Annotated in this window: 14 protein-coding genes; 9 read left to right on the forward strand and 5 right to left on the reverse strand. The window is 70.0% G+C overall.

Features of this window, described 5'->3' with window-relative positions; all coding sequences use genetic code 11:
• Positions 1–81: 81 nt before the first annotated feature.
• Complete coding sequence (locus tag ACRSBM_RS11970) at positions 82–1,059, forward strand: methyltransferase (RefSeq protein ID WP_434442923.1); 978 nt, start codon at positions 82–84, stop codon at positions 1,057–1,059.
• Here ACRSBM_RS11970 and ACRSBM_RS11975 read toward each other — a convergent pair.
• Positions 1,049–1,831: a siderophore-interacting protein gene (locus ACRSBM_RS11975; RefSeq protein ID WP_434442924.1), complete on the reverse strand. Its 783-nt coding sequence runs from the start codon at positions 1,829–1,831 to the stop codon at positions 1,049–1,051. The genes ACRSBM_RS11970 and ACRSBM_RS11975 overlap by 11 nt on opposite strands.
• Entirely contained in the window at positions 1,828–4,086 is a 2,259-nt protein-coding gene (locus ACRSBM_RS11980) for an ATP-binding cassette domain-containing protein (protein WP_434442926.1), read from the reverse strand. Before ACRSBM_RS11980 ends, ACRSBM_RS11975 begins: the two co-directional genes overlap by 4 nt.
• Before the next feature lie 93 nt (positions 4,087–4,179).
• On the opposite strand from ACRSBM_RS11980, the gene ACRSBM_RS11985 reads away from it, so the two are divergent.
• The 3 genes from ACRSBM_RS11985 to ACRSBM_RS11995 all read left to right on the forward strand — a co-directional run bounded on the left by ACRSBM_RS11985 (position 4,180) and on the right by ACRSBM_RS11995 (position 7,682).
• Positions 4,180–4,962, forward strand: a complete 783-nt coding sequence (locus tag ACRSBM_RS11985) for a TetR/AcrR family transcriptional regulator (RefSeq protein ID WP_434442927.1) — start codon at positions 4,180–4,182, stop codon at positions 4,960–4,962.
• Between the two features lie 45 nt (positions 4,963–5,007).
• Positions 5,008–6,054 (forward strand): alpha/beta hydrolase family protein, encoded by a 1,047-nt coding sequence (locus tag ACRSBM_RS11990; RefSeq protein WP_434442928.1) that lies wholly within the window; start codon positions 5,008–5,010, stop codon positions 6,052–6,054.
• Positions 6,055–6,128: 74 nt separating this feature from the next.
• Positions 6,129–7,682, forward strand: coding sequence for a PQQ-binding-like beta-propeller repeat protein (locus ACRSBM_RS11995; RefSeq protein WP_434442931.1), 1,554 nt, complete (start codon positions 6,129–6,131; stop codon positions 7,680–7,682).
• 118 nt (positions 7,683–7,800) lie between these two features.
• Here ACRSBM_RS11995 and ACRSBM_RS12000 read toward each other — a convergent pair whose 3' ends face one another.
• Positions 7,801–8,877, reverse strand: a complete 1,077-nt coding sequence (locus ACRSBM_RS12000; RefSeq protein ID WP_434442933.1) for an epoxide hydrolase family protein — start codon at positions 8,875–8,877, stop codon at positions 7,801–7,803.
• A gap of 43 nt (positions 8,878–8,920) precedes the next feature.
• Here ACRSBM_RS12000 and ACRSBM_RS12005 point away from each other — a divergent pair, with 43 nt between their 5' ends.
• Positions 8,921–9,859: a helix-turn-helix transcriptional regulator gene (locus ACRSBM_RS12005; protein WP_434442935.1), complete on the forward strand. Its 939-nt coding sequence runs from the start codon at positions 8,921–8,923 to the stop codon at positions 9,857–9,859.
• A gap of 70 nt (positions 9,860–9,929) precedes the next feature.
• On the forward strand, positions 9,930–10,574 hold the full coding sequence (locus ACRSBM_RS12010) for a PP2C family protein-serine/threonine phosphatase (protein ID WP_434442937.1): 645 nt from the start codon (positions 9,930–9,932) through the stop codon (positions 10,572–10,574).
• On the opposite strand, the gene ACRSBM_RS12015 is transcribed toward ACRSBM_RS12010, so the two are convergent.
• Complete coding sequence (locus ACRSBM_RS12015) at positions 10,567–11,334, reverse strand: Ku protein (protein WP_434442939.1); 768 nt, start codon at positions 11,332–11,334, stop codon at positions 10,567–10,569. The two genes, ACRSBM_RS12010 and ACRSBM_RS12015, sit on opposite strands and share 8 nt — an antisense overlap.
• 127 nt (positions 11,335–11,461) lie before the next feature.
• Here ACRSBM_RS12015 and ACRSBM_RS12020 point away from each other — a divergent pair, with 127 nt between their 5' ends.
• The 3 genes from ACRSBM_RS12020 (at position 11,462) to ACRSBM_RS12030 (ending at position 12,714) form a co-directional block, all read left to right on the forward strand.
• Positions 11,462–11,815 carry a hypothetical protein gene (locus ACRSBM_RS12020; RefSeq protein ID WP_434442941.1) on the forward strand — a complete coding sequence of 118 codons (354 nt, stop codon included), beginning with the start codon at positions 11,462–11,464 and terminating at the stop codon, positions 11,813–11,815.
• A gap of 82 nt (positions 11,816–11,897) precedes the next feature.
• Positions 11,898–12,317, forward strand: coding sequence for a carboxylesterase family protein (locus ACRSBM_RS12025; RefSeq protein ID WP_434442943.1), 420 nt, complete (start codon positions 11,898–11,900; stop codon positions 12,315–12,317).
• The gene (locus ACRSBM_RS12030; RefSeq protein ID WP_434442945.1) at positions 12,256–12,714 is read left to right on the forward strand and encodes a tetratricopeptide repeat protein; all 459 of its coding nucleotides are present in this window, start codon (positions 12,256–12,258) and stop codon (positions 12,712–12,714) included. The genes ACRSBM_RS12025 and ACRSBM_RS12030 overlap by 62 nt, the downstream gene beginning before the upstream one ends.
• 45 nt (positions 12,715–12,759) lie before the next feature.
• Here the strand turns inward: ACRSBM_RS12030 and ACRSBM_RS12035 are convergent, their stop codons facing one another.
• A complete protein-coding gene (locus ACRSBM_RS12035) occupies positions 12,760–14,373 on the reverse strand; it encodes an SDR family oxidoreductase (protein WP_434442946.1) in 1,614 nt (537 codons plus the stop codon).
• Positions 14,374–14,375 lie beyond the last annotated feature (2 nt).

Here is a 14,375-nt window from a genome sequence, read left to right on the forward strand (position 1 = left end):
GCTCCGGCGCACTGTGTCGTGCTCACTATTACTTCAGTGTCGACCAATATCGAGTTGCCCGTGGTGGCAGGGTGGATCCACGTGGATACCGACGTACAAGCGCTTCGGAAGATGTCCGGTCTGGTCACGCCCATGGCGCTGCGGGTCGCCGTGACCTTGGGGCTGCCGGACCGCCTGCGTGACAAGCCCGCCACCGCCCACGAACTCGCGCCCGAGCTCAAGGTCGACCCGCTCGCGCTCGACCTGCTGCTGGCCCACCTGACGACCCTAGGTGTGGCCGAACGAACGGACGCCGGCTACCGCACCACCGGCTTCGGCGCGCACCTCGGCGCGGACGCGGGCAACGGCCTGCACAACCTGCTGCACCACGACTCCGCCGCCGGACGCGCCGATCTGGCGTTCATCGACCTGCTCCACAGCGTCCGCACCGGCGCACCGGCCTACCCACTGCGCTACGGCAGGGACTTCTGGACCGACCTCGCCGAGCAGCCGCACCTGCGCGCGGCGTTCGACCGGCAGATGAACGACCGCATCCGCGACTGGATTCCCGAGGTCGTGGCGGGCTTCGACTGGGCGCGGTTCGGCACGCTCGTCGACGTCGGCGGCGGCCACGGCAGCCTGCTCGCCGCGATCCTCGCCGCGAATCCGGGGATGCGCGGCCACCTCGTCGACCTCGAGGACAGCGCGGCGGGCGCGCGTGTGCTGATCCGCTCGCACGGCCTCGACGGTCGCGCCGAGGTGACCGGCGGCAGCTTCTTCGACCCGTTGCCCACCGGCGGCGACGCCTACCTGCTGTTCGACGTCCTGCACGACTGGGACGACGAGCACGCGCACCGGATCCTGGCCCGCTGCGCCGAGGCCGCGCCGCCCGGCGGCCGCGTTCTCGTCGTCGAGTCCCTCGGCGAGAGCACCGAGTTCGACCTGGTCATGCTGGTGCACTTCGGTGGGCGCGACCGAGGGATCGACGAGTTCGAGAGGCTGGCGTCGGCGCACGGACTGGCTCTGGAGTCCGTGACCGCGCTGACCGGTGGACGGAGCCTGCTGGAGTTCAGTCGCTGAGCGCGGCGATCCGCTCCTGGGCCTCGGCGAGGTCGTCGGCGGTGGGGGCGTCGTCCTGGGTGAGCTCTCGCCGCCAGTAGCCGGCGAACTCGATGTCCTTCTTGGACACTCCCAGGCCGACGAAGTGCCGGCGCAGCGCGCGCACCGCGGCGGCCTCGCCGCCGAGCCACACCCAGGCCGACGACGGCACCTCGGCCGCCGTCACCACGGAGACCAGGTCCTTCCCGGCGCTGCGGTGCACCCACCGCACGCCGGGGATCTCCTGTTCCTCCGCCGGATCCGCCACCTCGACGAACGCGAGCCGCCGCTGCGTCGCCGGCAGCAGCTCCAGCAGTGAGCCGATCGCGGGCAACGCCGTCTCGTCGCCCGCGAACACCAGCAGGTCCGCGGTGCCGAGCGGCCGGGCGTAGTCCCGCGACGGCCCGAACCGGCCGATGACGTCGCCGGCCTGCGCCGTCGCCGCCCACCTCGACGCGGGCCCGCTGTCGCCGTGCAGCACGAAGTCCACGGTCAGGACACCGGTGGCCAGCGAGCGGACGGTGAAGCTGCGCATCCACGGCCTCTCGGACTCGGGGATGGCCATATAGGCCTGGTACCAGGTGCCGAGGTCGGGGGAGTCCGACACGTGCGCCGAACCGCCCGGCTTGGGGAAGAGCAGCTTGAGCTGCTGGTCCGGCCAGGTGCCGATCTCGGTGAGCCCGTCGCCGGTGAACGTCATCCGCGTCATCCGCGGGGTGACCGGCCGGACGGAGGTGACCGTCAGCAGGCTCACGACAGGTACTCCTTCAGGTGTGCGGCGGTGAGGGTGCCGGAGTTCGCGACGAGCTCGCCGGGCGTGCCGGAGAAGACGACCTGGCCGCCGTCGTGGCCCGCGCCGGGGCCCATGTCGACGATCCAGTCGGCGTGCGCCATCACGGCGAGGTGGTGCTCGATCACGATCACCGTGTTGCCGGCGCCGATCAGCTGGTCCAGCAGCCCGAGCAGCTGGTCGACGTCCGCGAGGTGCAGTCCGGACGTCGGTTCGTCGAGCACGTATGTCGACGCCTTCTCCGCCATGTGGATCGCGAGCTTCAGCCGTTGCCGCTCACCGCCGGACAGCGTGGTCAGCGGCTGGCCGAGGGAGAGGTACGACAGGCCCACGTCGTGCAGGCGGCTCAGCACGGCATGCGGCTGGCCGGACGGGAAGAACTCGCGGGCGTCGGCCACGGACATGCCGAGCACCTCGCTGATGTTCTTGCCCCGCAACGTGTAGCGCAGCACCTCGGGCGTGAACCGCTTGCCTTCGCACTTCTCGCACACCGTCGCGACGCCGGCCATCATCGCGAGGTCGGTGTAGACGAGCCCGATGCCCTTGCACGTGCCGCACGCGCCCTCGGAGTTCGCGCTGAACAACGCCGCCTTCACGCCGTTGGCCTTCGCGAAGGCAGTCCGGACCGAGTCGAGCAGGCCGGTGTAGGTGGCGGGGTTGGACCGGCGCGAGCCGCGGATCGGCGACTGGTCGACCGTCACGACGCCGGGCCGCCCGCGCAGCGAACCGTGGATCAGCGACGACTTGCCCGAGCCCGCGACACCCGTGACGACGGTCAGCACGCCGAGCGGCAGGTCGACCGAGACGTCCTTGAGGTTGTTGGTGCGCGCACCGCTGATCGTCAGGAAACCCTTGGGGGAGCGGAGCTCCGGCCGCAGCTTCGCCCGGTGGTCCAGGTGGCGCCCCGTCAGCGTGCCGGACGCGCGCAGGCCGGCCACGTCACCGGAGTAGCAGAGGTGCCCGCCGTGCACGCCCGCGCCGGGGCCGAGGTCGACGACGTGGTCGGCGATCTCGATGGTCTCCGGTTTGTGCTCGACGACGAGGACGGTGTTGCCCTTGTCCCGCAACTGGAGCAGCAGGTTGTTCATCCGCTGGATGTCGTGCGGGTGCAGGCCGACGGTCGGTTCGTCGAAGACGTAGGTGATGTCGGTGAGCGAGGATCCCAGGTGCCGCACCATCTTCACGCGCTGCGACTCACCGCCCGAGAGCGTCGCGGACTCGCGGTCCAGCGACAGGTAGCCGAGGCCGATCTCGACCAGCGAGTCCAGCGTGTCACGCAGGGTGGCGAGCAGCGGCGCGACCGACGGGTCGTCGATCGAGTGCACGAACTCCGCGAGGTCGCTGATCTGCATCGCGCAGCAGTCGGCGATGTTCACGCCGCGGATCTTCGAGTTGAGCGCGGCCTCGTTGAGCCGGGCGCCCTTACAGTCCTGGCAGGTGGCGAACGTGACGGCGCGGTCGACGAACGCGCGGACGTGCGGCTGCATCGACTCGCGGTCCTTGCTCAGGATCGTGCGCTGCAGCTTGGAGATCAGGCCGTCGTAGGTGACGTTGGTGCCGCCGATGTTCAGCTTCGTCGTCGGTTTGTAGAGGAAGTCGTCGAGCTGTTGCTCGGTGAACGTCGAGATCGGCTGGTCGGCGGGGTAGAGGCCGGAGTTCGCGAGGACCTGCCAGTACCAGGTGCCGACGCCGTAGTTCGGGGCGTCGATCGCGCCGTCGTTGAGCGACTTCGTCCGGTCGACGATGGCGTCCACGTCGATCGTGGTGACCTTGCCCAGGCCCTCGCACGCCGGGCACATGCCCTCGGGCAGATTGAAGCTGAACGCGCCGGACGTGCCGACGTGGGGCTCGCCGAGGCGGCTGAAGACGATCCGGAGCATCGTGTGCGCGTCGGTGGCGGTGCCGACGGTCGAGCGGGAGTTCGCGCCCATCCGCTCCTGGTCGACGATGATCGCCGCGCTCAGGTTGTGCAGCGCGTCCACGTCCGGGCGGCCGATCGACGGCATGAACGACTGCAGGAACGCGGTGTAGGTCTCGTTGATCATGCGCTGGGACTCGGCCGCGATCGTGCCGAAGACCAGCGAGGACTTGCCGGAACCGGACACGCCGGTGAAGACGGTCAGGCGGCGCTTGGGGATGTCGAGTGACACGTCCGCGAGGTTGTTCTCCCTCGCCCCGCGGACCTGGATCACGTCATGGCTGTCGGCGACAGCGTTCACAGTCTTCTTCCCCCGGAGTGTTGTTCAAACTGATTCTTTATGCCGTAAAGTATCGGCCAACGAGGTTACTTTACGTCGTAAGGAGTTGCAACCGTGGTCGTCTACGCAGGTCAGGGCGACCCGCGCCGGTCCATCGAGCTGCTCTGGCGGAATGCCTCGACCGAGCGACGCCCCGGCCCGAAACCCGGGCTGAGCGTGGACGCGATCGTCGACGCGGGCATCGCCGTCGCCGACGAGCAGGGCATGGCCTTCTCGATGCGCGCGGTGGGGGAGCGGCTGGGGCGCACCGCGATGGCGCTCTACACGTACGTGCCGGGCAAGAACGAGCTCGTCGACCTCATGTACGACCGGACGATGGCCGAGCTGCCGACGTCCTACCCGATCGAGGACGGCTGGCGGCCCGCCGTCACGCGCTGGGCGCACGACATGTGGGAGTTCTACAGCCGGCACCCGTGGGTGCTGCAGGTGTCCCAGGCGCGCCCGGTCCTCGGCCCGCACGAGTTCGCGGTGATCGAGGCGCTGGCCGCGATCCTGGTGTCCACCGGGCTGCCCGGTCGTGAGCTGCGCGGGATCGTCGGCGCGATCAACTACTTCGTGCGCGGTGCGGCCCAGACCGTCGCCGAGGCCCGTGCGGCGGGTGGCGCGACCGGTGAGGCCGACGAGGAGTGGTGGTACGCGCGGTCCGCGGTGCTGATGGAGATCGAGCCCGACCTCGACAAGAAGTTCCCGATGCTGCATCTGCTGGAGAGCGATCGGGAGCCGGTCGATCCTGAGCTGCCGTACTTGGAGAACGACGCCGTGGAGAACTTCCGGAGCGGGCTGCGGGTGTTGCTGGACGGTGTCGAGGGTGCCGTGAGGGCTGTGGCAGAACCGTGACACGGTCCTCACATGACGCCTACAAGTGCTCGATGAGATCACCACATGTCAATCGGAAAAGTCGCGGCGGCCGTCGTGACGGCGATGGTGCTGACCGCGCCGACCACCTCTGCTGCCCCGGAAGGACACGCCGGCGGCGTTCGGACGACCGAGTACTCGCTCGGTGACCGGGCGTTCCAGGTTCCCGAGTTCCACACCGAGCCCGGCGGCCCTGTCGCCGACATCGAGCTCACCGCAGTCGTGCACGCCCCACGCAAGCTCGTCGGCAAACGGCCGTTGGTGTTGCTCGCGCACGGCTACTGGAAGACCTGCCGCGACCTTGAGGACTGGGTCTGGCCCTGTCCCTCGGGCGAGGCGTTCCTGAGCCACCGCGGGTACGACTACCTCGGGCAGGAGCTGGCGCGGCAGGGGTTCGTGGTCGTGTCGATCAGCGCCAACGGCGTGAACGCGGGAGAGCTGGGCCAGCCCGCGGACGTGGCACGCGCGATGCTGATGAGCAAGCACCTGGAGATGTGGCGCGACCTCAACGACGGCAAGGGTCCGCTGGCGGGCCGGCTGCGCGGGTTCCAGGGCCATGTCGATCTGACCAACGTGGGCACCCTCGGTCACTCGCGGGGCGGCCGGGGTGCCGTCTGGCAGGCCTCCGACAACCACGCCCACCTCCTTCCGGCGGGGGTACGGATCAAGGCGGTCCTGCCGCTGGCACCGGCCGGTTACTACGCGCCGGACCCCGAGGCCCCGGAGAACCTCGACTACCGCATCACGAAGATCCCGTTCGCGGTGCTGACCGGGGACTGCGACTCCATCGCCGGGCAGGCGGCCGGTTACGTCCGCAACGCCCAGGGCCGCAACCTCGCCCCGATCCACCACGTGACGCCCCACCGCGCCAACCACAACTTCTTCAACACCGAGTGGTCCTACGACAACGACGGCAGCTGCCAGGACACCGGGCTGTCCCCCGAGCAACAGCGGGCAGTCGCCGCCACCTACATCCCGGCGTTCTTCCGCCAGTACCTCTACGGCGTCCCGAGCTCGATCGTCAGCGAGGGCTACTCGGGCGTCGACGTCGTGACGCATCAGCCGATCGGCTAACCCTCGACGCGACTTTGGGGTGACGCTTCCCCCTTCCGCCGCTGCCAGAGTGGGTGGCGGAAGGGGGAAATTCCATGCTCAGAACAACTGCGCTGCTCACCGCGGCGCTCGTGGTACTGACCGCGTCGCCCGCCACCGCCACCGCCCGCGCCACCGGTGACTGGCCCGGCTGGCAGAAGGACCTCAACGGATCGCGGCACAACGCCGCCGAATGGCGCATCAACGCGGGCAACGCCGGCAAGCTCAAGGTGAAGTGGGCGTTCGCCTACGGCAAGGGTGACTTCAACGCGGTCCGCAGCCAGCCGGCCGTCGTGGGGAACACCATCTACTTCGGTGGCCCGGACGGGAAGTTCTACGCCCGTGACGCGCGCGACGGCCGGGCGAAGTGGGAGTTCACGCTCCCGGCGGCCTCCCGGTACGCGTTCAACTCCGACAGCCCGACGGTGGCTGACGGCAAGGTGTTCTTCGGTGACAGCGCGAGCCGGTTCTTCGCGCTCGACCAGCGCACCGGACGCCTGAAGTGGCAGGTGCAGCTGGACGACGGCATCGCCTCGGTGACCACCAGCTCACCGATCGTCCACAACGGACTCGTGTACGTCGGCACGTCCAGCAGCGAGAACGTGCTGCCGAACACCCATGCGTGCTGCACGTTCCGCGGCCACATCGACGCCTACGACATCGACACCGGCGCGCTGGTCTGGCGCCACTACACGGTGCCGGAACCGGTCGAGGTCGGCACGTGGCCCAACGGCGCCAAGCGGTTCGAGCCGTCCGGTGTCGGCGTGTGGAGCTCGCCGGTGATCGACCGCAGGACCGGCACGCTCTACGTCGGCACGGGCCAGAACTACACCGGCAAGGGCGGCGAGTTCGACTCGCTGCTCGCGCTGAACGCCCGTACCGGTGCGGTGAAGTGGACCAACCAGGTCACCGACGCCGACACCTGGCGCGGCGCGTGCAACGAGCCCGACGCCGAGGGCTACTGCCCCGGCCTCAAGGACGGCACCAACCTCGACTACGACATCGGTGCCACGCCGAACCTGTTCAGCGTCGACGGCCGCCGGCTCGTCGGCGTCGGCCAGAAGTCCGGTGTGTACCACGTGTTCGACGCCTCGACGGGGCAGGTCGTGTGGCGTCGCCAGCTCGGCGTGCCGCTGCCCAGCGGTGGCATCTCGGGCATCCAGTGGGGATCGAGCTACGACGGCAAGCGGCTCTACATCGCGACCTACTACGCCGATCCCGGCAAGCTGTTCGCGGTGGACCCCGCCACCGGCACCGTGCTGTGGGAGACCCCGGCACCCGCCGACGGGTGCTCCACGGGCGGCGCGGCCGGCCAGCCCGGCTGCTACCAGGCGCACGGGCTGCCCGTATCCAGCTCACCCGGCGTGGTGTGGCTGGGGGCCGCGGACGGCAAGTTCCGCGCGTACGACTCGAAGACCGGCCGGATCCTCTGGTCCCACGACACCATTCAGGACGTCCGCGGTGTCAACGGGCTGACCGGGCGCGGCGGCACGATGGCCGGACCCGGCACGGGAGCGGTGGTGTCGGACGGCATGGTCTACGTGCAGTCCGGTTACCACTCCGGTTTCGAGAACCCGCACGGGCACGTGCTGCTCGCGTTCGGGCTGTAGCGGACTCGCGCCGCGGCCCGGAAGTTTCCGGGTCGCGGCGCGGGTTCCGCGGGCCGGTGCGGCGAGACCAGGTGCCGCGACGGCTCGTCGGCGAACCTCGACGCGATCACACGGGTCGTCACAAGAGGAACGCCTCCCGGAGTTCGCGGACCAGCAGCTCCGGCACCTCCATAGCGGCGAAGTGCCCACCTCGCGGCATCTCCGTCCACCGCACGATGGTGTGGTTGCGCTCGGCCATCCGCCGGATCGGCACACCCACGTCGTGCGGGAACACCGCCACCGAGGTCGGTGCCGGCGACGGCGGTTCCAGCTCGCCCCACGTCTCGTCGCCCTCCTGGTAGTAGCGCGCCGACGAGCCCGCGGTCCGGGTGAACCAGAAGATCGACGCGGTGGTCAGCAGCGCGTCGAGAGGGATCCCGATCTCCGGGTCGCTCCACGTGTGGAACGCCCACTCGATCCACTCCAGCTGCGCGACGGGCGAGTCGGTGAGCGCGTAGGCGACCGACTGCGGCCGTGTGCTCTGCATCGACACGTACCCGGACTGCTCGAACTCGTACCGGTACGCCTTCTCGACCGACCTGCGCTCCGCCTCGACGGTGAGGTCCGCCGTCTCCTGGGTGACACCGGCGGAGAAGATCTGGTTGACGTGGATCGCGCGTACCTCCTCCCGCATTCCCAGGTGGCGGGTGAGCATGGCGCCGAAGTCGTAGCCGTGGGCGACGTACCGGTCGTAGCCCAGACGCCGCATGAGCTCGGCGAACACCTCGGCCACGCGCGGGATCGTCCAGCCGAGCTCGGTCGTGGGGCCGGAGAACCCGAAACCGGGAACCGACGGGATCACCAGGTGGAAGTCGCGGCTCAGTGGTTCGAGCATCTCCGCGAACGCGAAGCACGTCGTCGGCCAGCCGTGCGTGAGCAGCAGCGGTTCCGCGTTCTCGTTGGCGCTGCGGACGTGCACGAAGTGCAGCCGAGTGCCGTCGATCTCGGTGACGAACTGCGGGATCTTGTTGAGCCGCCGTTCCTGTTCGCGCCAGTCGAAGTCCCGCCACTGCCGCGCGAGCTCGCGGAGGTGCTCCTGCGGTGTGCCCTGTGCCCAGCCCGCACCCGCCGGTGCGGCGGGCCAGCGGGTCTGGTCGAGGCGGCGGTGCAGGTCGTCGACGTCGGATTGGGGGATGTTGATCTCGAACGGCTTCATGGTCGTGACGCTAGGAGGCCTGTAGGACAGTTATGGTCCTACAGTGTCCTCGGCTCGCTTGCTCAAGTTGCTCGGTCTGCTGCAGTCGCGCCGTGAGTGGTCCGGCGCGGAGCTCGCGGACCGGCTGGGCGTCACCACCCGCACGGTCCGGCGCGACGTCGACCGGCTCCGCTCGCTCGACTACCCGGTGCACGCCTCGAAGGGCACGTCCGGCGGCGGCTACCGGCTCGGCTCGGGCGCGCGGCTGCCGCCGTTGCTGCTGGACGACGACGAGGCGGTGGCCGTGGCGGTCGGGCTGCGGACCGCGAGCGGAATCGAGAACATCGGCGAGACGGCCGTGCGGGCGTTGCTGAAGGTCGAGCAGGTGCTGCCGTCGGCGCTGCGGCACCGGGTCGCGGCGCTGGAGATCGCGACGGTGCCGCACACCGGGCCGGCGCCGCTTGTCGACGCGGAGCTGCTGACGCTGGTCGGCACGGCCTGCCGCGACCGGCAGCGGATCCGGTTCGGCTACGTCGGGCACTCGGGACAGGAGTCGTCGAGGGAGGCCGAGCCGCACCGGCTCGTGACGTGGGGCCGGCGCTGGTATCTGGTCGCGTGGGACGTGGCGCGGGACGACTGGCGGACTTTCCGGCTCGATCGGATGAGCGTGCGGACCCCGTTCGGTGTGCGGTTCACGCCCCGTGAGATTCCGGGCGGGGACGCTGGGGCGTTCGTGGCCGCACGGGTCGCCGACCGGTGGCCCGTTCAGGGCGTGGTGCGACTGGGTGTGCCCGCCGCCGCGGCCGTGGAGTGGCAGAGCTACGGCGAGGTTTTGGCTGTGGACGAAACGTCGTGCCATGTGTGCGTCGGAGGGGAGACCATGGACGACGTGGTGTTCATGCTCGCGAGCATCACCGCCGACTTCGAGGTCGTCTCGCCGCCGGAGCTCTCCGCCGCACTGGTCCGGGCAGCAGACCGGTTTCGCCGCGCGGCGAAGTTCTAGAGAATTTCTCAGGGTGCTGACAGCAGACTCCCAGGCGCACACGGCTTAGTGGAGGTCAGGGAGGTCCGCCATGCTGATCGATCGCACCATGCCACTGGGCTCCGCCCTCACCGTGACCCACGCGTCGGACCGTGGACCGCGCACGCACAACGCCGACGCGTACGCCTCGAACCGCCGCACCTTCGTCGTCGCCGACGGCGTGGGCGACTCCACGTCCGCCGTCGACGCCGCGTGGGCCGCCGTGAGAGCCGCGGCCCTGCTCACCGACCCGGTCGCCGCGATCCTCGCCGCCCGTGCGGCCGTGCAGGTGCACTCCGGGGACGCCGTGATCGTCGTCGCCGTGGCCCGCCCGGACGGCGGTTTCGACGTGGCGTGGGCGGGCGACGCACGCGCGTACGCCTCGGACGGCGAAGACCTCGTTCAGCTCACTACGGACCACACGGTCGCCGAGTACTTCCGCGAGCGGGGTATCTCCGCCGAGAAGCGGATGGAACACGTCGTCACGAACACGGTCCGCCTCGCGACCCCCGGCAACATCGGCCGGGCGGCGACCCGTGCTCCCCGGCTCGCCCTGGTCTCCGACGGTGTCTACGGACCGTTAGGGCACAACGGGATCGAGGCCATCATGTCCGGCCACGCCACGGCGGAGCGGTTGGTGCGAGCGGCCCTGTACGCGGGCGGAACGGACAACGCGACGGCGCTCGTCGTCAGCTGACCTTCTTGCTCTTGCCGCGCTTCTTCTTGCTCGCCTCGACGCTGCGCTGCAACGCCTCCATGAGGTCCACGACCCCCGTGGCCTCCGGCGGCTCGGCCTCGACCACGACCTCGCGGCCCTTTTGCTTGGCCTTGATCAGCTTGTTGACGCGCTCGGTGTAGGTGTCGCGGTAGTCCTTCGGCCGCCAGTCGTCGGCCATCGACTCGACCAGCGACACCGCCATGTCGAGCTCCTTGCCGCGCGGCGCCCTGCCCTCCGGCGCCACGTCCAGCACGTCCTTCGGCTTGCGGATCTCGTCGGCGAAGAACAGCGTGTGCACGGCGAGGATCCCCTTGTCCTCCGTCAACGCCGTGAGGTACTGCTTGCCGCGCATGACGAACAACGCGATGCCCGCCCGATTCGTCTTCTTCATCGCCTGCGCGAGAAGGAGGTACGGGCGGGAGAACTCGGGCTTGGCAGGTCCGAGCCAGTAGGTCTTCTGGAAGTGCACCGGGTCGATCTCGTCGATGTCCACGAACGCCTCGATGTCGAGCGTGCGGGACCGTCCCGGCGCGATCTCGTCCAGTTCCTCGGGCTCCACGACGACGTACTCGCCGTTCTCGACCTCGTGCCCCTTCACGATCTTATCGTAGGGCACCTCACGGCCGGTGCGCTCGTTGACGCGCTTGTACCGGATGCGGTCGGACGTGCCGCGCTGGAACTGGTTGAAGTGCACGGTGTGGTCCTCGGTGGCGCTGTACAGCTCCACCGGGATGCTCACCAGCCCGAAACTGACAGACCCGCTCCAGATAGCCCGTGCCATGCCGGGGAGATACCCGCGTCGTGCAACCCCAAACGTGAGAGCCGCGTTTCCTTCTGATGATCGACAAACCACTGGGAGGAAGTGCATGAGATTCGTACTGGGGAGCTTGCTCGCCGTGCTGGCGTTCATCGGGGGAACCGGTGTGGCGCAGGCTGATCCGCCGTTGCCGCCCTACCCGACCGTGACGACGTGGCACGACGCGGAAGTGCGCACCTGCGAGGCGTTGTCGTGCCCCGTCTACCAGGTGCTGCCCGCGGGCACGAGCACCATCGGCATCTGCTGGACCCGTGGTGAGAACGTCACCGCGCTCGGCTACAGCAACAACATCTGGATCATGGTCAGCATGAACAGCGGCGGCCGCTACCTCGTCAGCGCCATCTACCTCACCGGCGACGAGCGCGCGAACCTGCCGTACGAGAACGACTGCGGGCCGTACTGACCCGGCCGAGTGCGTCGCCAAACCTGACTGCTCAGCGGTAATCCCCTGGCTTTCGCACCGGTGCCGGCGCAACGATCCGCGCATGGTCGAGGTCAGGGTCACCGCGGGAACGGTCCGGGGCGCAGTGGAGTCGGGGTCGGCGGTGTTCCGCGGCATCCCGTTCGCGGCGCCGCCGGTGGGCGAGCACCGGTTCGCCGCGCCACACCCGGTCGCGGCGCCGCCGGTGGGCGAGCACCGGTTCGCCGCGCCACACCCGGTCGCGGCGTGGACGGGCGTGCGGGAGGCGCTGGCATTCGGGCCGCCACCGCCGCAACCCTCGGTGTTCGGCATGGACCGGCCGGCAGGGGCGGGCGACGACTGGCTGACGGTGCTTTCCGCCCTCTCCCGCTCGGGGAATACCAGCCGCCCGACGACGTTGTACGCGTCCGGAAGGAGGTTCGATGAAGAACGAATTCGCTGTCCACGACAGCACAGGGTTCAACGCCTACCAGCCCAACGGTGAGGTGGCGGCGGATCGCTGGGTGACGGCGACCCGCCTGTTCGACGCGGACCACGCCGAGACACCGGCCGAGAAGTGGGAGCGCGCACGGCTGCTGTTCGAGGCCCGCGACTACATCCGGGCCGCGGAGCTCCTGGCGGCGGTGGCCGGCGAGGTGCCGTTCCAGACCGACCTCCACCTGCTGCTGGCCCGCGCCTACTACCACTCGGCGCAGCTGGGCAGGGCCGAGGAGCGGCTCCGCGTCATCGTGGACCGCGACCCGGTCGAGCACTACGCCCACCTGCTGCTCGGGCGCACGCTGGAGCGGCAGGGACGGTCCGAGGAGGCCGCGCCGTGGCTCCGGCTGGCCGCCGCTCTCGGTGGCGAGCCGGTGGGTGACGCCGGAAAGCTCACGGGCTGAGCCACCGGACGTCCCCAACTGTTCCCGCGTGCCGCAGGTGGCACGCTAACCGAGGTCCAGCTTGGCGAAGGCGCGCAACAGGCCCGGCGCGGCCCGGCTCGCCAGCCGGGCCGCCTTGGCCTCGATGGTCACCGGCACCACCGCGCGGTTGCGGCGCACCGCGCGCACGATCTCCGTGGCCACGCCCTCGGGGCCGAAGCCGCGCCGGGCGTAGAGCCGGGACGCGCTGTTCTGCTTGTAGCGTTCCTCCTCGGCGCTGACGCCGGAGAACGTCGTGGTCGCGGTGATGTTCGTGTTCACCACGCCAGGGCAGATCGCGCTGACGCCGATGGCGTGCGGCGCGAGCTCGGCCCGCAGGCAGTCGGAGAGCATGGACACCGCCGCCTTGCTGGTGGCGTACGCGGAGAGGATCTTCGACGGCAGGTAGGCCGCCGCCGAGGACAGGTTCACGATGTGGCCGCCCTCTCCGCGTTCGACCATCAGCTCACCGAACGCCCGGCAGCCGTGCACGACACCCCACAGGTTGACGTCCAGCACCCGTTGCCACTGCTCGGTCGAGGTCGACAGGAACGACCCGGAGTGGCCGATGCCGGCGTTGTTGACGACGACGTCGGGCACGCCGTGCTCGTCGGCGACCTGCCGCGCCCAGGCCCGGACCGCCTCCTCGGAGCGCACGTCGACCTCGTAGGCGTGGCCGCCGACCATGTCCGCGGTCTCCCGGGCGGCCCGGAAGTCCACATCGGACACCACGACTCGCGCGCCCGCCTTGGCGAACGCCACCGCGGTCGCCCGCCCGATGCCGCTGCCGCCACCGGTGATCACGACGAGTTCGCGCGAAGGTGCGGAGCCGGTGACGAACTCGCCGATCATCCGGGCGAGCGGCTCCGGGCGGCTGAGCGGGGCCCAGTGGCCGGCCGCGATCCTGCGCCTCGTGAGCGACGGCACCCAGCGTTCGAGGTCGAGTGGCTCGGTGCGGATGTAGCGGTCGTGCACGGGCTGGATCACCTGCACCGGCATGGGCGCGACGCGCTGCCGTGGTGAGCGCATGACCTGGCGGATGTTCGCCCGGTACAACGAGATCCCGCGCACGGCGTCCGACGCGATGGTCGGCGCGGGCGTGACGCGGACGCCCTCCAGCCGCCGCAGCACATCTCCCCAGCGGCGCGCGAGGTACAGGCGCCAGAACAGCGGGGCGACCGCCGGCAGGTGGAACGCGCCGATGTACCAGGACCGGAAGAACTGCCGGACGTGCGCGAGCGACAGGCCGTTGCGCGACCAGTGACCCATGTGGTCGAGACACGGCCCGGAGATCGAGGTGAACGTCGCGATCCGCGCGCCGGGCGTGGTCACGGCCTCCCACGACTGGATCGAGCCCCAGTCGTGGCCGACGACGTGCACTGGCTCGTCCGGGCTGACCGCGTCGATCACCGCGAACAGGTCGGCCGCCAGCCGTTCGAGCCGGTAACCGTCCTCAGTGGACGGCGCGGTCGACTTGCCGGCCCCGCGCACGTCGTACGTGACGACGCGGAAGTCCTTCTCCAGCAGGGCGGCCACGCGGTCCCAGACGGCGTGCGTGTCCGGATACCCGTGCACCAGGACCACGGTCGGCCCGGACGTGCCGCGCACCTGAACGGCGAGTTCGACTTCCCCGGAACGCACCT

The sequence above is a fragment of the Lentzea xerophila genome (assembly GCF_051094245.1).
In the GTDB taxonomy this organism is placed as follows: Bacteria; Actinomycetota; Actinomycetes; order Mycobacteriales; family Pseudonocardiaceae; genus Lentzea; species Lentzea xerophila.